The organism is Hyphomonas polymorpha PS728 (assembly GCF_000685315.1).
Classification (GTDB): Bacteria; Pseudomonadota; Alphaproteobacteria; order Caulobacterales; family Hyphomonadaceae; genus Hyphomonas; species Hyphomonas polymorpha.
Window position 1 is genome coordinate 1 of record NZ_ARYM01000035.1, and the last position, 23,020, is coordinate 23,020.

At 60.4% G+C, this 23,020-nt stretch carries 22 protein-coding genes and 1 pseudogene; 4 read left to right on the forward strand and 19 right to left on the reverse strand.

The features are described from left to right. The 7 genes from HPO_RS18420 to HPO_RS18450 all read right to left on the reverse strand — a co-directional run. On the reverse strand, positions 1-606 hold a 606-nt coding region (locus HPO_RS18420), incomplete at its 3' end, for a Fic family protein (RefSeq protein ID WP_035602312.1). A 170-nt stretch (positions 607-776) separates the two neighbouring features. After that, positions 777-1,424 carry a hypothetical protein gene (locus tag HPO_RS18425; protein ID WP_035602315.1) on the reverse strand — a complete coding sequence of 216 codons (648 nt, stop codon included), beginning with the start codon at positions 1,422-1,424 and terminating at the stop codon, positions 777-779. Between the two features lie 12 nt (positions 1,425-1,436). Continuing rightward, on the reverse strand, positions 1,437-2,162 hold the full coding sequence (locus HPO_RS18430) for a HupE/UreJ family protein (RefSeq protein ID WP_035602318.1): 726 nt from the start codon (positions 2,160-2,162) through the stop codon (positions 1,437-1,439). Positions 2,163-2,390: 228 nt separating this feature from the next. Beyond that, a complete protein-coding gene (locus tag HPO_RS18435; protein WP_035602321.1) occupies positions 2,391-2,756 on the reverse strand; it encodes a DUF3147 family protein in 366 nt (121 codons plus the stop codon). A 4-nt stretch (positions 2,757-2,760) separates the two neighbouring features. Next, positions 2,761-5,934: an efflux RND transporter permease subunit gene (locus HPO_RS18440; RefSeq protein ID WP_035602324.1), complete on the reverse strand. Its 3,174-nt coding sequence runs from the start codon at positions 5,932-5,934 to the stop codon at positions 2,761-2,763. A 9-nt stretch (positions 5,935-5,943) separates the two neighbouring features. Continuing rightward, positions 5,944-7,200, reverse strand: a complete 1,257-nt coding sequence (locus HPO_RS18445) for an efflux RND transporter periplasmic adaptor subunit (RefSeq protein ID WP_035602327.1) — start codon at positions 7,198-7,200, stop codon at positions 5,944-5,946. Then, a complete protein-coding gene (locus HPO_RS18450) occupies positions 7,197-8,480 on the reverse strand; it encodes a TolC family protein (protein ID WP_035602330.1) in 1,284 nt (427 codons plus the stop codon). The genes HPO_RS18445 and HPO_RS18450 overlap by 4 nt, the downstream gene beginning before the upstream one ends. A 215-nt stretch (positions 8,481-8,695) precedes the next feature. Between HPO_RS18450 and HPO_RS18455 the strand changes: the two genes are divergently transcribed. Beyond that, a complete protein-coding gene (locus HPO_RS18455; protein WP_157532923.1) occupies positions 8,696-8,860 on the forward strand; it encodes a hypothetical protein in 165 nt (54 codons plus the stop codon). Between the two features lie 611 nt (positions 8,861-9,471). Here the strand turns inward: HPO_RS18455 and HPO_RS18460 are convergent. The 11 genes and pseudogenes from HPO_RS18460 to HPO_RS18505 all read right to left on the reverse strand — a co-directional run bounded on the left by HPO_RS18460 (position 9,472) and on the right by HPO_RS18505 (position 20,603). Then, the gene (locus tag HPO_RS18460) at positions 9,472-9,657 is read right to left on the reverse strand and encodes a hypothetical protein (RefSeq protein WP_035602335.1); all 186 of its coding nucleotides are present in this window, start codon (positions 9,655-9,657) and stop codon (positions 9,472-9,474) included. A 36-nt stretch (positions 9,658-9,693) separates the two neighbouring features. Beyond that, entirely contained in the window at positions 9,694-10,341 is a 648-nt protein-coding gene (locus HPO_RS18465) for an ATP-binding protein (protein WP_084324444.1), read from the reverse strand. Then, positions 10,331-11,938: pseudogene (istA, locus tag HPO_RS18470) on the reverse strand (IS21 family transposase). Before istA ends, HPO_RS18465 begins: the two are co-directional and overlap by 11 nt. A 934-nt stretch (positions 11,939-12,872) precedes the next feature. After that, on the reverse strand, positions 12,873-15,263 hold the full coding sequence (locus HPO_RS18475) for a heavy metal translocating P-type ATPase (RefSeq protein ID WP_051612817.1): 2,391 nt from the start codon (positions 15,261-15,263) through the stop codon (positions 12,873-12,875). 56 nt (positions 15,264-15,319) lie between these two features. Then, positions 15,320-15,451, reverse strand: coding sequence for a hypothetical protein (locus HPO_RS21130; RefSeq protein ID WP_277813446.1), 132 nt, complete (start codon positions 15,449-15,451; stop codon positions 15,320-15,322). A gap of 10 nt (positions 15,452-15,461) precedes the next feature. Then, complete coding sequence (locus HPO_RS18480) at positions 15,462-16,292, reverse strand: copper resistance D family protein (RefSeq protein ID WP_035602338.1); 831 nt, start codon at positions 16,290-16,292, stop codon at positions 15,462-15,464. Between the two features lie 11 nt (positions 16,293-16,303). Continuing rightward, entirely contained in the window at positions 16,304-16,657 is a 354-nt protein-coding gene (locus HPO_RS18485; RefSeq protein WP_011646711.1) for a copper resistance CopC family protein, read from the reverse strand. A 41-nt stretch (positions 16,658-16,698) separates the two neighbouring features. Continuing rightward, on the reverse strand, positions 16,699-17,496 hold the full coding sequence (locus HPO_RS18490) for a copper resistance protein B (protein WP_035591786.1): 798 nt from the start codon (positions 17,494-17,496) through the stop codon (positions 16,699-16,701). Further along, complete coding sequence (locus HPO_RS18495) at positions 17,496-19,349, reverse strand: copper resistance system multicopper oxidase (RefSeq protein WP_035602340.1); 1,854 nt, start codon at positions 19,347-19,349, stop codon at positions 17,496-17,498. The genes HPO_RS18490 and HPO_RS18495 overlap by 1 nt, the downstream gene beginning before the upstream one ends. Positions 19,350-19,418: 69 nt before the next feature. Continuing rightward, a complete protein-coding gene (locus HPO_RS20070; protein WP_051612818.1) occupies positions 19,419-20,066 on the reverse strand; it encodes a copper-binding protein in 648 nt (215 codons plus the stop codon). A gap of 114 nt (positions 20,067-20,180) precedes the next feature. Next, positions 20,181-20,603, reverse strand: a complete 423-nt coding sequence (locus HPO_RS18505) for a hypothetical protein (RefSeq protein ID WP_035602343.1) — start codon at positions 20,601-20,603, stop codon at positions 20,181-20,183. A gap of 58 nt (positions 20,604-20,661) precedes the next feature. Here HPO_RS18505 and HPO_RS18510 point away from each other — a divergent pair, with 58 nt between their 5' ends. Genes HPO_RS18510 through HPO_RS20645 form a run of 3 tightly spaced genes read left to right on the forward strand, consistent with a single transcriptional unit; the run spans position 20,662 to position 21,516 of the window. Then, entirely contained in the window at positions 20,662-20,937 is a 276-nt protein-coding gene (locus HPO_RS18510) for a metal-sensitive transcriptional regulator (RefSeq protein ID WP_035602346.1), read from the forward strand. After that, on the forward strand, positions 20,844-21,071 hold the full coding sequence (locus tag HPO_RS21135) for an integrase core domain-containing protein (RefSeq protein ID WP_084324446.1): 228 nt from the start codon (positions 20,844-20,846) through the stop codon (positions 21,069-21,071). Before HPO_RS18510 ends, HPO_RS21135 begins: the two co-directional genes overlap by 94 nt. 37 nt (positions 21,072-21,108) lie before the next feature. Then, positions 21,109-21,516 (forward strand): O-antigen ligase family protein, encoded by a 408-nt coding sequence (locus HPO_RS20645; protein ID WP_157532924.1) that lies wholly within the window; start codon positions 21,109-21,111, stop codon positions 21,514-21,516. A gap of 13 nt (positions 21,517-21,529) precedes the next feature. Here the strand turns inward: HPO_RS20645 and HPO_RS18520 are convergent, their stop codons facing one another. Next, positions 21,530-22,561 carry a nucleotidyltransferase family protein gene (locus HPO_RS18520; protein ID WP_035602352.1) on the reverse strand — a complete coding sequence of 344 codons (1,032 nt, stop codon included), beginning with the start codon at positions 22,559-22,561 and terminating at the stop codon, positions 21,530-21,532. Positions 22,562-23,020: the final 459 nt, after the last annotated feature.

A 23,020-nucleotide genomic window follows, 5' to 3' on the forward strand; every position in this document is an offset into this window, starting at 1 on the left:
AAACCAGAGATGCGCAAGTCCGGACCGCTCGATCGGAAGCAGCGGTGCCTCACCTGTCGGCGCAGTCTTGTTAAACCAGGTGATGAATGCCGCCATATGGCCGGGAACGGAGCTTGAAGGCGGCGCCTCATAGTGAACCTTTGGCGCATAGGAAGCGCCTGATATGATCTGCATCGGTTCTTCATGCTCCCGGTAGCCACCGAGGTTCTTCAGATCAGTGCGGCCGCCCAGCATTTTCCTGTGCCAGCGATGAAGCATCTCGTCCGACAGCGGCTCACCTGTTGTCTGCAGCAGGTCAACCATCATTTCCGCGATCCCGCTCTCGGCGGGACGCGCGGATGTCCGGGCGGCCTTCAGACCGAGAGCCCGCTGAATAGAGGACTGGACACTTGCCCGGTCCAGCGTTTCCCCCTCTATCTCAGACGTATCGATTGCTTCCAGGCTCATGACCGATATGCTGAGCTCGATCCTGTCTTCTTCGGAAATGTGACGGGAGGTGCCGATCAGGACGCCCGCCTGCTCGAGAAAACGCGTCTCGCGGGCGGCGAGTTTCTGCCGGTCCCGGACGAAATCCGGCCAGTCGCGCAGTTCCCAGTTCCAGGCCATGATCGAGAATATCCCATTATTTCGATCATATTATGCAGCGAAAGTGATTAATAAAAGCGTATTTTATCAATCATTCGACGGCAGCGCCCTGGCGTGGAGCTTTACGTAACAAATCCAGCTATCGCCTGAATTTACTGAAGGTTCGCTCAGCGGCCTGCGGAGAGGCAAGGTCAGAGAACGCGTTTGAGCTCGCTGTAGTCCCCTGTTGTCTGCAATACCAACGTCACGGGCACATCACTCCGGTTGCGCCAGAACCAACCATGCGACCCGTCGAATGCTGCCGTCAGCTCGCCGGTGTCCGAGGCTTCGGCGCGGCCTTTCCGGTAGCTTGTGGATTGTCCGGCTGTACCATCGCCATGCAGGTCCGAATTCACATGACCCTGATCGACGCGCCATTCGTAGCGGGATGTTTCGCCAAGCTTCATCACGAGCTTGATCTCGGCCGCTTCGCCGGGCGCGAGGGTGAGTGTGACCTCGTCCCGCCAGTCGGTCGCCGGCTCTTGTGGCGTCGCTGTGCTGGCTGAGGTTTCAGCCACCTGCGGCGCACCTGTTTCTTCCGTGAGCGGTGCATCAGAGTCTGCGGTTTCCACATTCACGGCAGCATCAGCCTCAGCTTCTTCAGCGAGCTGCTGCTTGATTTCTCCCATTTGTGTAAGGCCCAGAACGCGGCCAGCCCCGGTCCGGTCCACGGCGTATTCTGCTGGCAGAACGACGGTCACGAGCAGTGCGGCGGCTGTGACTAGGGCAATCAGGGTGGAGCGGATGAGCTGGCGCGTGGTCGGCAGCTCGGCGCGGCCCGGCATATCGGTGTTGTACATGAGCATGTTCTCCTAGGCGAGGAAGTAGCCGGTGATCTGGTAGCCGGCCAACAGGAAGCCGGCGGCCATCATCACCACATTTGCGGTATAGGCGTATTTCAGGAATGAAGGCGTGCGCCGCCAGAAACCCATGGCGATCAGGATCGCGCCGAGGGCCAGAAGCTGGCCGATTTCGACGCCGACATTGAAGGCCAGCAGGTTGGGCAGGAGCCCGTCGGGCGAGATTTCGTAGTCGAGAATTTTGGACGAAAGACCAAACCCATGGCAAAAGCCGAAGATCAGCGTTGCGGCTTTCGTGTCAGGCTGGAAGCCGAACCAGCGCTGATAGGCACCCATATTGTCGAGCGCCTTGTAGACAATCGACAGGCCGATGATGGCATCGATGATGTAGCTGTTGATGCCGAAGTTGAAGTAGACCCCCGCCAGCATCGTGGTTGAATGACCGATGGCGAACAGGCTGACATAAATGCCGATGTCCTTCATCCGGTAGAGGAAGAAGATCACGCCCAGCAGGAACAGGATGTGGTCATATCCGGTCACCATGTGCTTGGCACCAAGATACAGGAAGGACATCAGGTGAACCCCTGAAATCTCCTGGATGTAACCCTTGTCGCCTTCGGCGACGGCGTGGGCGAAGGCTTCGCCGGGGAACGCAAAGGCTACAGCGGCCAACAGTGCTGCGAAAATTGGCCCGGTGATGGCCGGGCGGGCAGCCGGGTTTGGCAATTCAGGATGCATCCGTCAGGTCCTCCGGTGCGCGAATTGCCTTGAGCGTCTCGCCTCGGCAGGCTGAATAGATCACCTCGCGCGGTGAGCGAGTGCCCCTGAGCTTGGAAACAGGCCGATGGCCGCAGGCTGTTTCTACGGCATCAGATTGCTCTGTCGTCAGAGGTTTTATCTCATAGGGGTAAGTTGTGCAGGCGTTTAGTGCCGCGAGGCCTGTCAGTACGATCAGTGTCCGCATGATTATTGTCCTTGTCCGAAAGTGACGCCCAGCCGGCCAGAAAGCCAGATCGCCGACAGGTAAAGGCCGATCGTGATGACGCTGGCGACCGCGAGCGACACCCAGAAGTTCACGCCTTTCTCCATGAGTGCCGGCAGGATCAGGAAGAAAGGAAGGCTCGGCACGACATACCAGAGTGTTGCGCGGGCATGGCTCGCGACTTGGGCGATGTCGCCGCCGGTGTCTCGCCACAGCCATATGATCGCCATCAGTGAGATTAGCGGGAGGGACGCGATCAGCCCGCCGAAGCCTGGGAACCGCCGCGCAACCTCCGAGATGAGGGCGATGAGAACGCCTGACAGAGCTGCCTTCAGGATGAAATATGTCATCTTCTTACTCCGCCGGAACGGGCTCAGGAGAGCCGGGTGTTGGTTTGATTATTCGCTCTCCGGCATGGACGATCCGGTAGAGCGCGGGAAGCACCAGCAAGGTGAGCAGCGTAGCCGAGATGATCCCGCCGATCACGACGGTGGCCAGCGGACGCTGGACTTCGCTGCCAAGGCCGACATTGAGCGCCATCGGCACGAAGCCGAGGCTGGCAACCAAGGCTGTCATCAGGACGGGCCGCAGGCGTTGGAGCGCGCCGTCGAAGATCGCTGCGTCGAGCGTCTCTCCGGCCTCGCGTCTCTGCCGGATGAAGCTCAGCATGACGACGCCGTTCAGCACCGCAATCCCCGAGAGGGCAATGAACCCGACCCCGGCCGAGATTGACAGGGGCAGATCCCGTAAGGCGAGTGCTGCAACCCCGCCCGTCAGGGCGAGGGGAACGCCGGTGAACACGATGCCCGCGTCCCGGACCGAGCCGAACAACATGAGCAGCAGCCCGAATATCGTCAGGAGCGCAATCGGCACGACGAGGGTGAGGCGCTGGCTCGCCGAGACGAGCTGTTCCCATGTGCCGCCATACTCCACCCAGTAGCCGGATGGCAGTTCGGCCTCTGCGTCCAAACGGCCCTGCAGCTCGGTGATGAAGGAGCCGAGATCGCGATCGCGGACGTTCGCTGTGACGGTGAGTTTACGCTTGCCGTTTTCCCGGCTGATCTGGTTGGGGCCGGGGGCAATCTCGACACGGGCCACTTCCGACAGGGGCACGAACATCGGCCCGCCCGCGCCGCGACGGCTTTCCGGGAGTGGCACCGGCAGACGTTCGATGGCTGACACATCTGTACGCAGATATTCGGGGAAGCGCACGACGATGTCGAACCGCCGGTCGCCTTCGAAGTAACGCCCGGCGACTTCGCCGCCGAGCGCGATCCCCGCGACGCGCTGCACATCGCTGACGTCGAGCCCGTAGCGCGCCAGAGCATCGCGGTCAGGATGGATCGACAGGATTGGCAGGCCTGTGACTTGCTCATGCTGGACATCTGCCGCGCCGGGAACGGAGGCAACGATGCCTTCGACCGTCTCGGCGAGTTCAGCAAGCGTATCCAGATCATCCCCGTAGATTTTGAGAGCAACGTCCGCGCGCACGCCCGAGATGAGCTCGTTAAACCGCATTTCGATCGGCTGGGTGATCTCATACTTGCTGCCGGGAATCTCCTGGACCGCGGCCTGCAATTCGGCCACGAAAGCGGCTTTAGGCTTGCGGGGATCGGGCCATTCCTTGCGCGGCTTCAGGATGATGAACGTGTCGGCGACGCTGGGTGGCACCGGGTCGGTTGCGATTTCGGGCGTGCCGATCTTGGCAAATACGCGCTCGACTTCCGGCAGCTCTTTGATGCGCCGCTCGAGCATTTCCTGCATCTCGACAGCCTGGGTGAGGCTGGTGCCCGGAATGCGCAAGGCATGCAGGGCGATGTCGCCTTCATCGAGGTTGGGGATGAACTCAGAGCCAAGCCGTGTAGCGCCCCAGCCGGCAAAGCCTACCAAGGCAATCGCGCCGACTACTACGGCGTACCGGGCTCCCAGAGCAAACCGAAGCGCCGGGCGGTAGGCGGCTTTGGCGCCGCGCATTATCCAGCTTTCCTTCTCCGTGACTTTTCCGCGTACCAGCAGCGCAACAGCGGCCGGAACGAAGGTGAGCGACAGGATCAGGGCCGATGTGAGGGCAATCACAACCGTGAAGGCCATCGGATGGAACATCTTGCCCTCAATGCCGGTGAGCGCAAAAATCGGCAGATAGACCACCGTGATGATGATCACGCCGAAGATCGACGGCCTGATCACTTCGCTCGACGCTGACGCGGCCAGCGAGAACCGCTCCTCCTGGGTAAGCAGGCGCCCGAGCCGGTGCTGAGCCTCGCCAAACCGCCTGAGGCAGTTTTCAACAATGATCACCGCGCCGTCGACGATCAGGCCAAAATCAAGCGCGCCGAGGCTCATGAGGTTGCCCGAGACCCTGTTGCTGACCATGCCTGTCACGGTCATCAGCATGGCGAGCGGAATGACCGCCGCTGTCAGCAGCGCGGCCCTGATATTGCCGAGCAGCAGGAAGAGGATGACGATCACGAGGAGCGCCCCCTCGGCGAGGTTCTTTTCGACGGTGGCGATCGTTGCGTCGACGAGGTTGGTGCGATTGTAGACCGGGCTGATGGTCACGCCTGCCGGTAGACCCGGCCGAATGGCATCGACCTTCTCATCGACCGCAATGGATACAGTGCGGCTGTTCTCCCCGACCAGCATGAAAGCCGTGCCAAGTACGATTTCTTCGCCGTTCTGGGTGGCGGCGCCTGTTCGTAGCTCCTCGCCTTCGCGGACCTCTGCGACGTCGCCAAGCCGGATACTGACAATGCCGGTGTCGTTGACGGCGATCGCACGCAAGTCATCAAGGCTCTGGGCCTGTCCGGGCACGCGGATGAGGTTCTGCTCGCCATTGCGCTCGATATAGCCCGCACCGGTATTGGCGTTGTTGCGGGCGACGGCCGAGAGGATGTCATCCAGGGTGAGACTGAAGCCCGCCATGGCTGCCGGGTCAGGCAGGATATGGATTTCCTTCTTGAATCCGCCGATCGTGTTGACTTCGGTGACGCCCTTGACGGTGCGTAGCTGGGGTAGCACGACCCAGTCGTTCAGTGTCCGCAGGTCCATCGGGGACCAGGGCGTGCCATCCTGCTTCATGGCGCCGGGTTCAGCCGCGAGGATGTACATGTAGATCTCGCCAAGACCCGTCGCGATCGGACCCGGCTCGGGGGTGATCCCTTCAGGAAGCGCTCCCTGTACGGACTGGATGCGCTCGGAGACGAGCTGCCGGGCCCGGTAGATGTCCGTTCCGTCATCAAACACGACCGTGACCTGGCTCAGACCGTAGCGGGAGACAGATCGCGTATAGTCCAGCCCGGGAAGACCCGAGATCGCAGTCTCGACCGGGAAAGTGATCCGCTGCTCGGTCTCCAATGGTGAAAATCCTGGCGCTTCAGTATTGATCTGCACCTGGACATTGGTGATGTCCGGGACTGCGTCGATGGGCAGCCGGTTAAAGTTCCAGATGCCCAATCCGGCGAGGCCGACGACAATGGCCATCACCAGCCAGCGCTGGCGAATGGAGAATTCTATGATGCGTTCGAGCATATCCGTCCCCTAATGGTCGTGGCTGGCGCCGGACTTTTCGATGTCGGCCTTGATGAGGAAGGAATTGTCGGTGACGTAGATCTCGCCGGGCCGCAGGCCGCCGAGGACTTCAACCCGCTCGCCGTCGCGGCGCCCGAGCTCGAGCATGCGCACCTCGTAGGTGTCGCCAACCTTCGCATAGACGACGGTAAAGTCGCGGAAACTCTGAAGGCCCGCTTCCCGAACGGTCAGCGGCACTTCGTTTTCGGCAATCACGACTTCTGCCATCAGGCGCATGCCGGGCTGCAGGCCTGACTCGGCCGGAATTCCGGCAACCGCAATCCTTGTCTGGGAATTCGCGCCGGCCATCGGAAGGAACCGCAAAATGTTGGTCTCTGTCGTCATTTCGCCGCCCGCAACACCGAGCCGGACCGTCTGGCCTGCTTTTACGCGGGCCGCGTCCCTCGGAAAAACATGCAGGTAAGCTTCCATCTGGCCGAGATCGGCAATCACGAAGAGTGGGTCTGCGCCGGCTACGTCACCGGCGTTTGTATTCCGCTCAAGGATTGTTCCGCTCTTTGGGGCTGTGACGGTATATTCCTGCAGGCTGCTGGAGGATTCGATGCGCGCAAGCGGTTGGCCGCGCTGCACGTGATCGCCAACATTGACGCTGACGGATCGGACCGGTCCAGGGTAGGTTGCCCGCACGGAGGATGTAGCAGACGGGGCAAGCGACACTTCGCCGGATAAGAGGAGCAGATCCCGGACGATTCCGGGGCCTGCTGTTTCAATGCCGACACCGGCCTCGGCGGCTACATCCTCCGGTATGGTTGTGCGCCCTTCAAACGACTCGTATCGCCAGGCATGCGTTTTGCCTTCGAATACGGCCGTGACTTCAACTTCGAAGGAATGGGGTTCGGTGACCACGCCGTCGCCCATCAGATAGTCCTGCCTGGGCACGAACTGGAATGTGTCCACGATGCCGCCGAGGCGATGCAGCTTGACGGTCAGGTCGACCGAGGACGGGGCGAGTGGCTCGCCATCAATGTACGGGTATATCCGGTACTGAGGCGGCACGCCCGTTTCGAAAATCGTCATCTCAAGCGCAAGCGGTCCGTCTTGAAGCAGGCGTCCGTTATTGGGGCCGCGTGCATAGTCTTCCGCAGCCGCCTCACCGTGATCTGTATCCGACGCAGCTTGCCTCGCGTTGTTGCCACACGCGGCAATGAGTCCAAGAAGAAACATGGCCGCAAGGGGGGCAACCCGTCTGTTGAGGGGATGGTTCATTCCGGAGTCTCCGAGGTCGGGGCGGGTCTGTGTGCGGCAGGGCTCAGGCGCGCCAGCGCAGCTTTGTTCAGGACGTAGGTTCTCAGATGGGTGAGACGTTCTTCTCGCAGGTCATCCACGGCGTTCTGGGCACTGATGATGTCGAGATAGGAGAAGGCGCCGCGGGCATAACCGTCGCGGGCGAGCGCGACGGCTTCATTTGCGGCCGGCAGTAGTACGGTGTCGATCTCCTCAATCTGTTCCAGCGCGCTGAGCGCGGCGCGTTGATACCCAGCGGCGCGGCGGATCAGTTCCTGCCGGAGGGTTTCACGTTCGACTTCTATACGGAGCTGGTCAGCCCGAGCGCGGGCAACGGTTGCCTCGCTTCGGCCCCCCGTGCCAAGCGGAATTGAAGCCCCCGCAATGACGGCCGCATCCTCTTCCAGTCCGAATTTGCGGAGCCCGACATTCCAGGTGATATCCGTAATAGCCTGGGCGCGTTCAAGTTCTATCAGAGCTGCCGATCGGAGCTGTTCTTTGGCAAGGCGGTCGAGTTCCGGAGAGGAAAGATCTGCGATATCAAAGGCGCGCGGTTCGACCCTTGCTTCCAGAAAATCCGGGTCAATCCGGAAATCGTCCTTGGCCAGCCAATAGGCGCCGAGTGCGGCCCGGAGGTTTTCAGCCTGCGCCGCGTGGCGGCGTGCTTCGGCTTCCGCGCGTAAACGGTCGGAGGTTGCCCGCGCGCCGGCGAGAAGGGGATCGCGCGCGGCCTCGACGCGCCGCTGGATGACCACTTCGAGCTCACGCGAAAGGGCTATCTGGTCACATGCGAGGGCCAGCCTGCCTTCGGCAAGCGCGGCTTCGGCATAGAGCGTTTCGACTTCTTCCCGGATTTCGAATTCTGCGGCCGCAAGGCGTGTCCCGGCAACTTCGACCCCTCTGCGGGCAAGCGCTTCACGCGCCTCGCGCTTGCCCCCGCGCTCCCAGACACGAGAGAAGCTGGCGGTGACCTGGAGGTTATCGATTTCGCTGGCGAGACCTGAGCCAGGGAAATCCTCGATTTCAAGCGAGACGGTATCCGCTGGCCGGAGCGCCGCAATCGCGCGCTCGGTTCTTGCCGCGCGGACTTCAGCGTTGGCAAGCTCAGGCCGGAGATCGGCTTCGACGGCGAGTTGGATAGCACGTCCGAGCGGGATTACCTCAATCTGCTCTTGTACGTCCCCACAGGGATCAGTTTGTGCCTGCGCCGAAGCGCCCGACAAAGCCATCGCAATCGCGAGGCTGACAAATTTGGAAGACATAAGAAGAATAGCTCCTGACCACGGATAGTTGCCTGGCGTGCCTCAAGGCTTGCCAGCGACGCTCAGGGTCAGGCCCGATCAGGGTCCGGATCAGGGGGGAGCAGCGGAGAAGGTTGCTGCAAATCGGCTAAGAAGATTTTCGCCTCTGCTTCAGGCAGGGGTGGGGCGGATGTGAAAGGCGACACACTGATGGCGGTCAGATGAAGTTCCGCGCCATGATCGCCCGAATGGCCCTCGGCATGGTGATGCTCGTCGAAAATGCGAACGTCATGATCGTCGCCATGACTGGCATGATCGTGCTCGTGATCTTCATTATCGTGAGTGTCCAGCACAGCCGGTATCTGTGCATGCGCTGCCGTATGCGCTGCCTGGATCATTGATCCGGACACCGAAAACACGATGCAAAGCAGAGCTATCCAGAAATGGCGCATGCTGGCTCGATACTGGAAGGATACTCATATGTAAACATTTGAGCGTTCGGACTGGTTCACTTGGATGGTCGGAGAAGAAGGTTTGTTTTCGCAAACGCTCCATTCCATCCTTCCAATTGGAGCTGGTTGCGCCGCAATTTCGGCCGCCCCCACTCGACAGTCATTCGAACCTGGTCGTCAATACAGTGCCGGTGTCATGCCTCACGACACAAGGCGATACCGGCGACTGGTCCCTTAACACTTGCTTTGAGCATCCACTAATCTTGAGGACCAACTCTTCAATGTGGACATGCCGCATTATCATGGGGCGCGAACCACTATCTGCAGTTTCGTCCGCCCGTACATCTCTCAACAATATTCAGAAAAGGGTATCCACATGTCGAGTTCGCCAAGGCTGACAGGCGCTCGACTGTCCTAAAACTGCTGCACATTTTGCTGCACAAATTGCTACACACGTTTTTAAAGAATTGAATTAAAACAATGTTCTATGGCGTTTTCGAGTTGGCGGAGAAGCTCTCCCTCTCCCTCTCAGTGCTTTGTTGCTGTTCCTTGGCTGATTTTCAGGAGCGTTTCGGCGGCTTTCCTTCTTCAAGCACCTGCTTAACGCGCGCTTCCAGTTCCTCACGCTGTCTAATTTCCATATCCAAGCGTGCGAAGATCGGGCCAAAATCACCCTCACTTTGCTCGAATAGCAAAGCGACGGTGTACCTTGCCGACTTGAGGCGATCCAGGAAGTCTCCGCTCATTGCTCTTTGGTAGTGTTTTACGTGATTCAGGCAATATCAGAGCGGGGCCAGACAATATCGGGCAGTCCCGTGGGGCGGGTACCGGTTTTCACCAAAGGGGCCAGATACTTGGAGCTTCTGACGATAAGACCAGGTCATCCGTGCAGTATGGAGACTCGGTTGGCCTAGCTCGTCAAGGATCACGAGATCGGAGTGGATCAGACGGTTCGCGATCTGACCGGTTCGCCCTTGAGCCTTTTCCTGTTCGAGTGCATTGACCAGCTCGACGGTTGAGAAGAACCGGACACGGCGCCGATAGTGCTCGATCGCATGTACGCCGAGCGCCGTCGCGATACGCGTCTTGCCGGTGCCCGGCCCGCCGACCAGGACGATATTGTCGGCCACATCGATAAAGTCACACCGATGAAGCTGGCGGACGAGGGCTTCATTGATCTCGCTGCTGGCAAAGTCGAAGCCTGCCAGGTCGCGGTAAGCGGGGAACCGTGCGCTGTTCAGCTGGTATGCAACGGACCGCACTTCCCGTTCTGCGGTTTCGGCTTTCAGGAGCTGGGACAGCATCGGGATTGCGGCCTCGAACGCTGGCGAGCCCTGAGCCATGAGATCAGTGACGGCCTGCGCCATTCCGTGCATCTTCAGACCGCGCAACATGACGACGATCGCGCCGCTGGCTGGATCATGACGCATGACGGGTCTCCCCGGCTGCACGCAGCGTATCGTAGCGATCGACATTGGCCTGTGGCTCTCTGGCCAGGCGCAACGCCTGCGGCGCCGTCACAGGCGGTGTGCTGATGGGTTTGCCATCGACCAGCCGGTGCAGCAGGTTCAGGATATGGGTCTTGGTCGCAACGCCCGCTTCCAGCGCCATCGTCACGGCCGTCAGAACCGCTTCCTCGTCGTGCTGCAGGACCAGCGCCAGGATCTCGACCCTTTCCCGGTCACCGCCCGGCGTACGCAGAAGTTGCTGCTGAAGCCGCCGGAAGTCGTCTGGCAGCTCCAGAAACGGCGCGCCATTGCGCAGCGCGCCCGGCTTGCGCTGGACCACTGCGAGATAGTGGCGCCAGTCATAGATCGTGCGCCCCGGGCCATCGTGAGATCGCTCGATGACGCGCCGGTGTTCGCAGACGACCTGGCCCTCGGCGACGACGAGGAAGTGGCCCGGATAGACCCGCAGGCTCACAGGACGATTGGCGAACGGTGCGAAGGGACCGTGGCCCCAGATGGGGCCGCGTAAGCCCGTAGCACGGCACACTGTAGCGACTGCGTTCCAGATGCACGAGGCAGGTGGGAGAGACCCGCTTGCCATATTCCACGAAGCCATCGAACGGCCGGCCCGCCGGCATCAGGCTGCCGGCTTCATCAGCCCAGGCATCGGCAACAGAACCGGGCTGAGTGCCATGCGGGATGTCCTGCCACAGCGCAGGGCATCGCTGCTCAAGCCAGAGGTTCAGGGCGTCCAGACGCTCCGCATGCGGTATAGGCTGCCAGAGTCGATGGCGCGCATCCTGACGTTTTTCTCGACCTGGCCGCTCGCCAATGGTGCTCGAACCATTGGCGCACCAAGGCGAGCCCCAACCGGCCGCCGGATTGCAGAACTCGGCCTCGAACATGTAGTGGCTGACCATCGCCGCAAACCGCGCGTTGACGGCCCGGGCCTTGCCGCGCCCGACCTTGTCGACCGCTGTGCTCATATTGTCGTAGATCCCGCGACGCGGCACGCCGCCCAGCATACGGAACGCATGGTTGTGCGCGTCGAACAGCATTTCATGGGTCTGAAGGATGTAAGCCCGCACGAAGAAGGCGCGGCTGTAGCTGAGCTTGAAGTGGGCGACCTGAAGCGTGGTGCGAACACCGTCAATGATGGCCCAGTCCTCGCTCCAGTCAAACTGGAACGCCTCTCCCGGCGCGAACGAGAGCGGCACAAATGTTCCGCGTCCGCTCGTTTGCTGCTGGACGCGGTACTCGTCTGGACACGCCCGCGCAAACGCCGCCACACGGCCATACGAGCCGTCATATCCAAGGCTCACCAGATCGGCATGCAGCTGCTTGATCGTGCGCTTTGTTTGCGCGGCCGCGTCATCTCCCGGCGCAGCCATGCCGACAGCCGGTCCGCATAAGGATCCAGCTTGCTCGGCCGGTCCGGCGTCCTGAAACGCGGCGCGACCACCTCGGATCGCAGGTGCTTGCGCAGCGTGTTTCTTGAAAGGCCTGTCCGCCGGGCGATCTCCCGGATCGACAGCTGGTCGCGGTGATACCACCGCCGGATAACGCTCAATAATGCCATGTCCAACACTCTATGGTCCCCCGCTCGCCAAAGCTCGGGACCGGTTCAAACATGGGTCAGTTCTCAGTGGAAATTTCTGCCCTCCCAGGGTCAGTTCTCAACGGCAATCAACATTCTATGGCTGCCCTGCGCTCGGGGGTGTCAGGACCCAGATAGCGCTCCGGGGGACGTCCCTGGGATGTCGTGGGCTCCTGAACGTACCAGTATTCTTTTCCGGAGATACGACGCTTACGGAAGCTCGAGCCCTCGGCAAATGCCGACGTGGACGCCAGGCGGAGCTGGTCAAGGAGCTCTGCGTAGCTGGTCTGGTTGAAAAGAGAGTGTTCCTGAATAGTTATTTACCGGCAAAATACTTATTTGCCGGTAAATGGCAGGGTGCGCGTGTATTAGCCAGTCTGATCTGGGTGCCATCCGGCTCATTTGCTGAGGCAGGGGAACTGTCATTCTTCCAAACGTTTATGGCCTTCAATGGAGAAGCGAGGTGTGACGGCGGACTGAGCACACTCTCTTTAAGCGGCCGGATTGATGGACGTCACGCGGCAGGTTTCAGTTTCACTACGCCTAAGCGTCGGTACTTCAGTGCACCCGGCTACTCAGCCTTGTGGCCGCCAATGTTTATCTTGCTCCAATGGAAGGCAACACGCTCCTGGGGGAAGCGGACAAACCGGCCATCACGGGCTGAAAGGCGTTTGACCTTTACTGGACGCTTGCGCGCGAAAAGACCTTTGGTAAAAGTTCAGACTAGGGGCGGCGCTGGTAGAATCCCAGAGAGAAGGCTGTCAGGAACTTCATCACGCTGCTGGCCCCCCCTTGAAGAGATCACGCGCGATGACATGCTCTATTTCCCCCAGTACTGGCTCGAACGGATTATTTCCTTATCAATCTGGACGGGGTATCTGTTGATCCAAGGCGGATTGATAGAGACTCTGCCTGATCAACGCCGTTCCAGCTGACCCAGCCGCAGCGCGTTCACGATGACGGACACGGACGAGAGGGCCATTGCGGCAGCCGCGATCATCGGAGAGAGCAGGGCGCCGGTGAGCGGATAAAGCACCCCGGCGGCGATAGGAATTCCTGCAGCGTTATAAGCAAAAGCGAAGAACAGGTTCTGGCGGATGTTCCGCATGGTCGCCCGGGAAATAGTTCGGGCCCGGACAATGCCTCCAAGGTCGCCCTTAAGCAAAGTGACGCCAGCGCTTTCAATCGCGACATCCGTGCCGGTGCCCATAGCGATGCCAACATCGGCCGCCGCAAGGGCGGGCGCATCGTTGACGCCGTCCCCCGCCATGGCGACGACCCGCCCTTCGGCGATCAGGCGCTTCACGATCTCTGCTTTCTGAGCGGGTAAAACTTCGGCTTCGATGGCATCGATACCCAGTGAGCGGGCGATCGCGTCAGCGGTCGTGCGATTATCTCCCGTCGCCATGACGATATGGAGGCCAGCCTCCCGAAGGGCTTTCAGTGCATTCGGTGTCGATGCCTTCACCGGGTCAGAAATTGCGAGCACCGCAAGCGCGGCGCCATCGACGGCCAGATAAATGGCCGTCGCGCCGTCCGCCCGGCGGCGTTCTGCAAGTGCGTGCAACGCGGTTGTGTCGATGGCGAGTTCGTCCATGAAGCGCTCGGCGCCTAGCGCCACCTTTTGTTCCCCGACGATACCCACGACGCCTTTTCCAGTGGGCGAATCAAAATCTGAGGGTTCGGCGAGTTCAAGACCTTTCGCACGGGCTGCGGCGACGATCGCGGCGGCCAGAGGATGCTCGCTGACACTCTCAAGACTCGCTGCAAGGCGGAGGGCGGCGGTTTCATCCGCGCCGGGCGCTATATCCATCCCGACAAGCGCCGGTTTGCCTTCTGTCAGGGTTCCGGTCTTGTCGATGAGCAGGGTATCGACCTTTTCCATACGCTCAAGCGCTTCGGCATTCCGGATCAGCACCCCGGCGCGTGCGCCCGCACCGACGCCGGTCATGATCGACATCGGCGTGGCGAGGCCGAGCGCGCAGGGGCAGGCGATGATCAACACCGACACGGCCGCTATGAGCCCGTAGGAGAAGGCAGGCTCTGGTCCGAACATGAGCCAGCCGAAGAAGGCCGCCACAGCGATAACGATTACGGCCGGAACAAACCAGCCCGACACCTGGTCTGCAAGGCGCTGGATGGGCGCGCGGCTGCGTTGCGCCTCGGCCACGAGATGGACAATCTGGGAGAGCATGGTCTCGCTGCCGACACGCTGCGCTTCGACAATCAGGCTGCCGGTCTGATTGACCGTTGCGCCGATAACCCGGTCATTGACCGACTTGGTGACCGGCATCGATTCCCCTGTGACCATCGACTCGTCGATGGAGGAGCGGCCCTCGGCGACGACGCCATCGACCGGTATTTTTTCCCCGGGCCGCACGCGCAGGCGGTCCCCAGCGACCACTGTTTCGAGTGGCACATCTTCTTCGGTGCCATCGGCACGAATCCGGCGGGCAGTCTTCGGGGCAAGGTCGAGGAGCGCCCGGATGGCGCCACCGGTCGCTTCGCGCGCCTGGAGTTCAAGGACCTGCCCAAGCAGCACAAGCGTGATGATCACCGCAGAGGCCTCAAAATACACTGGCACAGTGCCGTGTGCCGAGCGCAGTCCGGGCGGGAACAGGCCTGGCGCAATCGCCGCGACCATACTGTAGATCCAGGCCGCACCTGTACCGAGCGCGATCAGCGAAAACATGTTGAGGCTGCGGTTTTTGACCGACGCGGCGCCCCGCACAAAGAAAGGCCAGCCCGCCCAGAGTACAACCGGTGTCGCCAGCGCCATCTGGATCCAGGGATTGATCGTTGGCGGAATGAACCTGTCAATTCCGAAGACGTGCCCGCCCATTTCGATGACCAGCAATGGCAATGACAGCACCACGCCGAATACAAAGCGGCGTTTCATGTCGCCCAGTTCGGGATTGGGGCCATCGCCCGCTGTCGGCGTCATCGGTTCCAGGGCCATCCCGCAGATCGGGCAGTCACCGGGGCCGTCCCGCACGATCTCCGGATGCATGGGGCACGTCCACTGACTGCCAGGAGCGGCTGTCTTTGAAGGTGTCACGCTGGCGTGACCGTGACAGGCAGGCCCGTGGCCTGAGTGATCATGCATGAGCACTTCAGGCACCGCAGCTTGACTCATGTAGGCAGAGGGATTGGCTTCAAACTTTGATTTACAACCCGCGCTGCAGAATACGACCTCGGCGCCTTCATGCATGAGCCGGTGCGGAGTATCTGCCTTCGGGGTCATGCCGCAGACCGGGTCGTGCTTTTGTGACTGATCCGCAAATGTCATGGTTTCTTTGGAAGACATGCCGGGCTCCTGCGTGCATTTACCATACCTTCAAATATACCCCCATACCGTATCCGTCAATTACCCCGTGGGGGTATATTTCCAGTGCGTGGACCGGTTGTTTCTGAAAGCCGGAACAATCCGCCGCGCCCGAACGCATTCTGTTCATCCGCAAGTTCAGTAAAGGTGACGACGATGTAGGTTTTCATTCGGGTTTCCTTATTCAACTGGGCCAGAAATTGTTGTTGCGGCGGCAATGATACCGAGAATCAGCACAAAGAGCACCGAGTCCACCCGGAGCGTCGCCCGGAGGTTCGCCCGCCCGCTGACGGCATCAGTGGCGAGCTGGTGTGTGACACGGGTCATGTTGAGGGCGCCAAGTCCGAGGATCAGTAGTGCGGCCAGAAACTTAGTAGCAAGGAGCCGTCCGTATCCGGAGCTGAGCGCCGATGTCAGGTCGCCATTGATCCGCCAGAAAAGGTAGAGGCCGGTTACAAACAGCAGCGGCACGATGAACCGGGCGACACGGCTGAACGATTCCGCGCGGGCAAGAACATCTCGGTCAGTCAGCGCAGGGGCAGGCCAGAGCGTAACGGGCGCCGCCAGCCAGAAGCCGGCGATCAGGACATGGACCGCAACGACCCAGGGGGCGAGCCCCGGCGCCTCAAGACCTGCCGTATGCCCCGTGAGGCCAAAGCCTGCGCTGATGCTGACAGCGGCGAGCATCGGAAGGATACGACCTTTCGCCATGCTTGCCGCAAAGAGGAGGACAGCGCCCGCGAACAAGGCCAGCGCAGGCCTTCCGCCGCCGGCCCAGGTCCACCCGAACTGATCAAGGGACAGCGCCGCGCCGAGGCTGCCGCCCATCTGTGCGTTGAGAATGAGCAGCCGGATCAGCGCGGTGGCAGCCACCAGGGCGGCGAGCCATGTATAGGCGCGACGGTTGGTGTGCAGTCCGAGCGCCCCGTGAAGCGCCGCCCCGATCGCTGCGAGGCTGGCGCCATAGAGCAGGATCTTGGTTGCAAGATTGGCGGCGTCCAGCAGGGGCATATGGGTCCGGCCTACTTCAGTTCGAAAGTCGATTTGCCGGTCATCGGATGACCATCCTTCGACATCGTCCGCCATTCGACGGTGTAGAGACCGGGCGCGAGTTCCGGCAGCGGCACCGTGAATGTGGCTGCCGGTGCTTTTGGCGGCGTGAAGCCGAGATCGACCTTTTCTCCGGCCTGTGTCTGGATAGAGAATGATATCAGACCGACCGGCTGGCTGAAGCTGAACGAGAAGTCTGCAGGAGCGGAGTCGATGACGGCCGCATTCTCGATGCTCGTCGATTTGACACTGATGTGGGCAAGCGCGGGAGCAGCTGAGAGAGCGAGCGCCAGAAGTGTTGCGGCGATTAATTTGGGCGTGTGCATGAGATGTCCTTTCCGGACCGAGAGTTTCAATGAGATACGCTTCAGAACCAGAGCCTGATGCCGGTGACGAAGGAGAGGGTTTCTGTGTCTCCTCCACGGGCCCGGACAAAGCCGGCGGTCTCGCCGGTCGAGGCTTGCCAATTGACCCCGACATAGGGCGCGAACTGACGATCGAACTCATAGCGAAGGCGCAGGCCAAGTTCCGCTGTCGATAGTCCGGCGCCGGTTTCAAGTTCGGGCACATCTTCAGCCGCGAAGTTCAGTTCCGTGCGCGGTTGAAGCACGAGACGCTGGGTCAGCAGGAATTCATACTCGGCTTCGAAGCGGGCAGAGAGATCACCTTCTTCACTAAGGAACACTGCGCCGTCGACTTCGAACCAATAAGGGGCGAGACCCTGGATTCCGGCTACCGCGTAAGTGCGGGAAGGGCCCGGCTCGAAATCATGACGCACACCTGCCTGCAGGTCGAAGTACCGCGCGACGGGCCGGGACCAAAGTGCCTGCAGTTCGGTTTCTTCAAAACTGCCAGCATCCAGATCATAGTCGATCTCGGATTTTATCCAGAGCCGGTTCTCGTCCGTACCCCACCACCCCTGACCCTCCAGAAGAAGAGCGGGAGAGCCCTCGCCTGATTGGTATTCGAACCGGTCGGCGAGGATCATGTAATTTGTCCCTCCGCCATGTTCTTTTTTCAGGGCATCCTGAGACGCCTTGAATTCATTCTTATCCCAATAGGCTTCGGCCTGCGATCCAGGTACGGGCGTCTCCTGAGCAAAGGCAGGCGCTGCTGCGAGCGGTGAAAGCAGGATAATCGTCGCAATCATTTGAGCGCGGGTCATCAACGGTGTCCTTCGTGGCTCATGCCCGTCATCGGGACTTCTTTTGGCGGAGGCTCGTCCGTCGGCGGAGTAGCCGAAGGCGTGTGCTCCCTATGCGGATCATCCGCGCCAGCCGCCGCACCTCGCGGCACGACTGAGACGACCTGCATCATGCCGGCGTGCATGTGGAACAGGAGGTGGCAGTGGAAGGCCCAGTCGCCCACATGGTCGGCGGTGACGTCGAACGAGATTCGCTCTGCCGGCTTGACGATCACCGTGTGCTTACGAGGCTTGTGGTCGGTGTCGCCCACGACGAGATCAAAAAACATGCCGTGCAGGTGGATGGGATGCGTCATCATCGTATCGTTGACGAGCGTCACGCGCAGGCGTTCGCCTTCATGGAAGATGATCGGACCGGTAACCTCGCTGAGCTTCACGCCGTCGAAGGACCACATGTACCGTTCCATGTTGCCGGTGAGGTGGATCTCTATCTCGCGGCCCGGCGCCCGTGTGTCGGGGTTGGGTGTGAGACTCCTCAGCTGTGAATACCGGAGCGCCCGGTGCGGGACTGATTCGAGGCCCAGCCCCGGCTCATCGATCCGGCTTACCTGAACCATGGCGACGTTATCCACACCGGCGCCCATCCGGTGTTCATGACCCTGCGGGACTGACACAGCCATGTCCATCGCGCCGTGATCCATGCCGGGCATGGCGCTATGGTCCATGCCGGCCATTGAGCCGTGATCCATGGATGCCATGTCCATGCCCATGTCGCGGTGGGTCAGAACGGGCGGCTCGCGCAGGAGAGGCGCGGTGGCAACCAGGCCCGCCTCGGGCGCCAGAGTGGCGACCACCTGACCGGACCGGTCGATCGATTCCGCGACCAGCGCAAACGGCCGCGCTCGGGTCGGACTGACAATCACGTCATAGGTCTCCGCCACCCCGATCTGGAACTCGTCGGTCTCCACCGGTTGGACATTGAGCCCGTCAGCGGCAACCACCGTCATCGGCAGTCCCGGAATCCGGAAATTGAAGATCGTCATCGCCGAGGCGTTGATGATCCGCAGGCGGATGCGTTCACCGGAATTGAAGATTGCAGTCCAGTTGTCTCGCGTCGCATGACCATTGATCAGGTAGGTATAGACCGAGGCCGTGACATCCGAGATATCGGTCGGCGACATGCGCATGGCGCCCCAGGAAGTCCGGTCGGCAAGCGCTGTGCCGAGACCGTCTTCACGGGCGTCCTTCAGGAAGTCACCAACCGTGCGCTGCTGGAAGTTATAAACGGCCGCATCTTTCTTCAGGCGGGCAAACACCTTGTGCGGATGCTCGAACGTCCAGTCGGACAAAACAAGCACATACTCACGGTCTGCTTCGACGGGATCGGCGCCGGCAGGATCGATGATCAGCGGGCCGTAATGGCCCAGCTGTTCCTGAAGTCCGGAATGGGAGTGATACCAGTAGGTGCCGCTCTGCGGGACCGCGAACTCATAGGTGAAGGTCGACTTCGGATTGATACCAGGGAAGGAGACGCCGGGCACCCCGTCCATATGGAAGGGAACGAGCAGGCCGTGCCAGTGGATGGAGGTGTCTTCGTCGAGCGTGTTTTTGACTCTGAGGGTCACCTTCTCGCCTTCGCGGAACCGGATGAGCGGCCCGGGCAGCGTTCCGTTGATCGTGATGGCGTGGCCGGAGCGCCCGCCGATTTCGACGGCGCTGTGGCCGATGGTGAGGTCGAAAACGTTACCGCGTGTTTCGAAGATGCCCTTGTTTCCGGCATTGGCGCTACGCGCCCAGGCCGGCAAGAGGGATGAAGAAGCAGCGAGCACCCCGCCAGCGGCGGCTGTGCGCAGGAGATGTCGTCGTGTGAGCATGGGTAAGAACCTTGTGCGGGGAACGCCTGCCGCGCGCGCCGGAAGCGCTCTGCGCAGCAGGCGATCGGATCAGTGCTGACTGTGGTCCTGCGCCGGGGCGGGCTTTTCGTCAGCCGGCGCAGCATCGGAGGATGCTTTCATCATCGCGCACATCTCGTTGCAACTCATGGCCTCGGCGTCTGCTGGTTTCTTGTCGCCGTGCTTCATGTGGTCCATCTTTCCATGGTCCATGCCCTTCATGCCGGAGTGGTCCATGCCCGGCATCGCGCCATGATCCATCCTGCCCATGTCGCAGGCCGTGCCGCTGCTTGCTGCGAGCGCCATCGCCGTCTCGTGCATCTTGTCCATGCAGGCCTTGTGCAGGCCCTCCGGGGCATCGGGCGAACACATCGCTTCGATCCTGTAAGACGTTGACTTTGTGTCCTCAGTCAGAAGGAAATGAACGCGGTCGCCGGCAGCGAAGGCGGACAGGTCAACGCCCCTGGCCACCTTGAAGTCCATCATCATGGCGTCCCAGTTGAGGGCGGCAATTGGCGTGTGATCGATTGTGGCTTCGGAGGCTTTGACATCGAGTGCGGTCACTATGCCTTCGCCCATCGGCAGGCCACAATGATCTGAGCGCTGCATCGCGGCAGCGGAACTGCCGCCTTCAAGCGCAAAGGCGGGAGAGGCTGCAAACATAATGGCAGCGGCAAGGATTGAATGAGAGCGTTTCATGTAGAGAGTTCCTGTGAATGATCGGTCCGGAGACGTCAGCGCGAAAGCGCGCGCGTCTGAATGATGAAGAAACGGATTGCGCAGCCGGGAGGCGACGCAGCGATCATCACTGGATCAATTCTGCAGGCGTATTTTCAGGGTTACGAGCGAGGGGCCCGGCGAGGGCGGACTTCGGACCGGCACAATCCTCAGGGTAGGGTAATTGAATACCCCGATGGACGTATTGGCGGGCCTTGCCGGAAGAACCGCTTTGTCAGCGGGAAACGCGCTGACAGCCTTGGTTGAGGTATCGGTCGGCAAGGCCACCGCTTCGCACCCGGCACAGTCATGGCCCGGATCTCCGGAGCCCTCGTCACAATGGCCAGTATCAGGCGTGTGATGCGAGCCGGAGTATGCGTCGTGGCTGGCGACGGCCGCCACCATGACCTCTGCTCCGGAGACCGCCTGTGCAACGCCCACGCACGCACAGGCCGCGTGGGCGCCACCCAGCACAAGCAGGGTGAGGACAATAATCGCGCGGCGAAGCGTATCCGTCATGGAGCGTTGACCAAACAATTCTCGGTGCCTAAATATACCCCCAAGAGGTATATGTCAAATGCGTCACGTCCCACCAAAATCAGTTGTAACTCGTCTCCGCAGAATTGAAGGTCAGGTACGCGGTGTCTCCGGCATGGTCGAGGAGGGCAGGTACTGCATCGATATCCTGACGCAGGTTCAGGCAATCAAGGCTGCGCTTGGCAGGGTCGAAGATGAGCTCCTGAAGAACCACGCAGCGCATTGTGTAGAAGAAGCCATCCGCGACGGCGATGCCGAGACTCAGAGGCAGAAGTTTTCGGAGCTGGTGGACCTCTTTGGCAGGTATCGGGGCTGACAGGCGTTAGGCAACCAAAAACACTAGGAAGATGGCGTAGAGACTACAATACGGTAAGACCGCACAGTGCCATCGGGAACAAACCCCCGGCGTCGCTGATCAATCATGCCGGCGTCACCAGTCCGCCAGTGTGAGAAAGGCCGGAAAACTCCAGCCCGGAATGGTCCAGACTTGGGTCTCAGAGCAGCAGTCCATCGCATCCATGAACCGGTCGAGGCCGTGGAAAGCCTTTATGTGAATGATACGCACAATGATTATCTGGAACTCGTGCTGGAAATGGGTTTGCCAGGCCTGATCGTTCTTGCTGCCGGTATGGTCTTGTGGTTCGGCCTGTCTGGAATTCACTGGATCAGGCGGCGCGACGGAAACAGCGCTCAGAAGGCCCCATCGCTGACGATCCTCTTCCTCCTCGCTCATAGCGCGGTGGACTATCCTTTCCGCACGCCGGCGCTCGCGTGTCTGTTTGCGCTTGCATGCGGGCTTATGGCACCATCCTCAAGCAGGTCTCCATCTGGGGGTGGTTCTGTCAGTCCGGATACAGATATGGTCGAGTTCACGCACATCAACATCGAGATTTGAGCGGGCAGGCAGTCTACAATCCGGAGATTGAACGTTCAATAAGCTTCCGGGAGTTGGGCGATCTGGAAAGGCTGCGCTCGATATGCTCGCGCCAGCGAGGTCCCCGTGACATCGCGTCTGAGTAGGCTTCCTCCAGATCAGCCGGGCGGTCATTCGAAAGGATCTCGATGAGTAGTGCAGCCTGCAGGAGGTCCTTCCTGGCTTTCAGACTTTCAGGGCCGTCCTTGCGCCGGTTGGAGACGATCAGCTTATGGATGGCAAACCTCTCAGGCCTCGGAATGCGTACAAGGATGCCGTCCCGGTAGATTGCCGCGGCATGAATCGGATCAGCGATAAGGTAGTTGAGATGGTGAAGGGACTGCGCACTAACGCCCAGGGCGGGCAGGTCTTTGAGACCTTCCTCTTCCTCGAAAGACGGCGTCAGGAATTCGACCATTGTCTCCGAATTCGACTGGCGCCACCGCCAGACGCGGTTTCTGTCAATTGAGGGAACCGGCGCGAACTCAAAGCCTCCCAGAACCTCCTGGAGGGAGGGTTCAACGGTATCGCCGAGTGCCAGGGACAATTTTTCAAAGCTTGCGATGTCGATGTCATTTGTCATCGCGGTCTGGTCGAGTGTGAGATGCAGGCCGAGTTCGCCTTCATAGAGTCTGAAAGCCGTTGTACCGACGAGAACACCTCCGAGCCGGAAGGTGCCAGTGCGAGCCAGTGCGGCAATAAGGCTACCGCTGGCGCCGTCCAGCCCCAGAAACCGTTCGCTTCTCAAAAGCCGTACAATTCGCGCGCGTTCGCGCCTGCGGCTGGCGCGTTCGTCTTTGAGGGCATCGAAGCGTTCCAGGCGGCTCAGCAGGTCCGGCTTTTCTTCACCAAGGTATTTTTCATGAATGGCGGTTCCGATGCGGTAGCGGTCATACCAGTATGTCCGGCCATTGATTTGCCGGGCGGTCGGAGTTCCGCGCAAATCAGTAACGGTCTCGTCCAGAAGGAGTGAGACGAGGTCGTGGTAGCCAGCTTGGCCAACTTGAGAATGCCTGCGGAATGTCACGGCAATACTCCCGATTTCGTGGTTACCACACAAAAATAATACTGTGTGGTAAAGGTTTCAATGTCCTTACCACACAAAATAATTTTTGTGCGGTAAGGACATTGATCTAGCCGTGAAAAGACGTGGGTCAGAGCCTGCCGGGACTGCATTTCAGGCTAAAACCTATCACCGAAGATTGATGCCTGAACTCTGATGGTTACTCTGCCCGAAGTCACGGCGTACATCGAAGTCGCGACGTGAGCGCAGGCTCTGCCTTTTCTTCACGAAAACCATCTTTCTCAAATCAATTGTCTAATCACTTGTAAAAAAAGGAATTATTTCTATTCTGTTATGATTGGTGCGCCTTCCCGCACCCAAAAAGGCCCCTGATTTCCTCGCGGAGATCGGGGGCTTTTCCTTTTTGGGCATAGCTTCTCGCCAGCCGGGGAGGGCTACTGTAAGCGTCCGGCCTGACCGACC

Bases quoted from the DNA above. Each gene is read 5' to 3' on its own strand.
- HPO_RS18425 (WP_035602315.1), bottom strand. From the start codon at position 1,424: ATGTACAACACCGATATGCCGGGCCGCGCCGAGCTGCCGACCACGCGC.
- HPO_RS18430 (WP_035602318.1), bottom strand. From the start codon at position 2,162: ATGCATCCTGAATTGCCAAACCCGGCTGCCCGCCCGGCCATCACCGGG.
- HPO_RS18435 (WP_035602321.1), bottom strand. From the start codon at position 2,756: ATGACATATTTCATCCTGAAGGCAGCTCTGTCAGGCGTTCTCATCGCC.
- HPO_RS18440 (WP_035602324.1), bottom strand. From the start codon at position 5,934: ATGCTCGAACGCATCATAGAATTCTCCATTCGCCAGCGCTGGCTGGTG.
- HPO_RS18445 (WP_035602327.1), bottom strand. From the start codon at position 7,200: ATGAACCATCCCCTCAACAGACGGGTTGCCCCCCTTGCGGCCATGTTT.
- HPO_RS18450 (WP_035602330.1), bottom strand. From the start codon at position 8,480: ATGTCTTCCAAATTTGTCAGCCTCGCGATTGCGATGGCTTTGTCGGGC.
- HPO_RS18455 (WP_157532923.1), top strand. From the start codon at position 8,696: ATGATCGCCCGAATGGCCCTCGGCATGGTGATGCTCGTCGAAAATGCG.
- HPO_RS18460 (WP_035602335.1), bottom strand. From the start codon at position 9,657: ATGAGCGGAGACTTCCTGGATCGCCTCAAGTCGGCAAGGTACACCGTC.
- HPO_RS18465 (WP_084324444.1), bottom strand. From the start codon at position 10,341: ATGCGTCATGATCCAGCCAGCGGCGCGATCGTCGTCATGTTGCGCGGT.
- HPO_RS18475 (WP_051612817.1), bottom strand. From the start codon at position 15,263: ATGTCTTCCAAAGAAACCATGACATTTGCGGATCAGTCACAAAAGCAC.
- HPO_RS21130 (WP_277813446.1), bottom strand. From the start codon at position 15,451: ATGAAAACCTACATCGTCGTCACCTTTACTGAACTTGCGGATGAACAG.
- HPO_RS18480 (WP_035602338.1), bottom strand. From the start codon at position 16,292: ATGCCCCTGCTGGACGCCGCCAATCTTGCAACCAAGATCCTGCTCTAT.
- HPO_RS18485 (WP_011646711.1), bottom strand. From the start codon at position 16,657: ATGCACACGCCCAAATTAATCGCCGCAACACTTCTGGCGCTCGCTCTC.
- HPO_RS18490 (WP_035591786.1), bottom strand. From the start codon at position 17,496: ATGACCCGCGCTCAAATGATTGCGACGATTATCCTGCTTTCACCGCTC.
- HPO_RS18495 (WP_035602340.1), bottom strand. From the start codon at position 19,349: ATGCTCACACGACGACATCTCCTGCGCACAGCCGCCGCTGGCGGGGTG.
- HPO_RS20070 (WP_051612818.1), bottom strand. From the start codon at position 20,066: ATGAAACGCTCTCATTCAATCCTTGCCGCTGCCATTATGTTTGCAGCC.
- HPO_RS18505 (WP_035602343.1), bottom strand. From the start codon at position 20,603: ATGACGGATACGCTTCGCCGCGCGATTATTGTCCTCACCCTGCTTGTG.
- HPO_RS18510 (WP_035602346.1), top strand. From the start codon at position 20,662: ATGCGTCACGTCCCACCAAAATCAGTTGTAACTCGTCTCCGCAGAATT.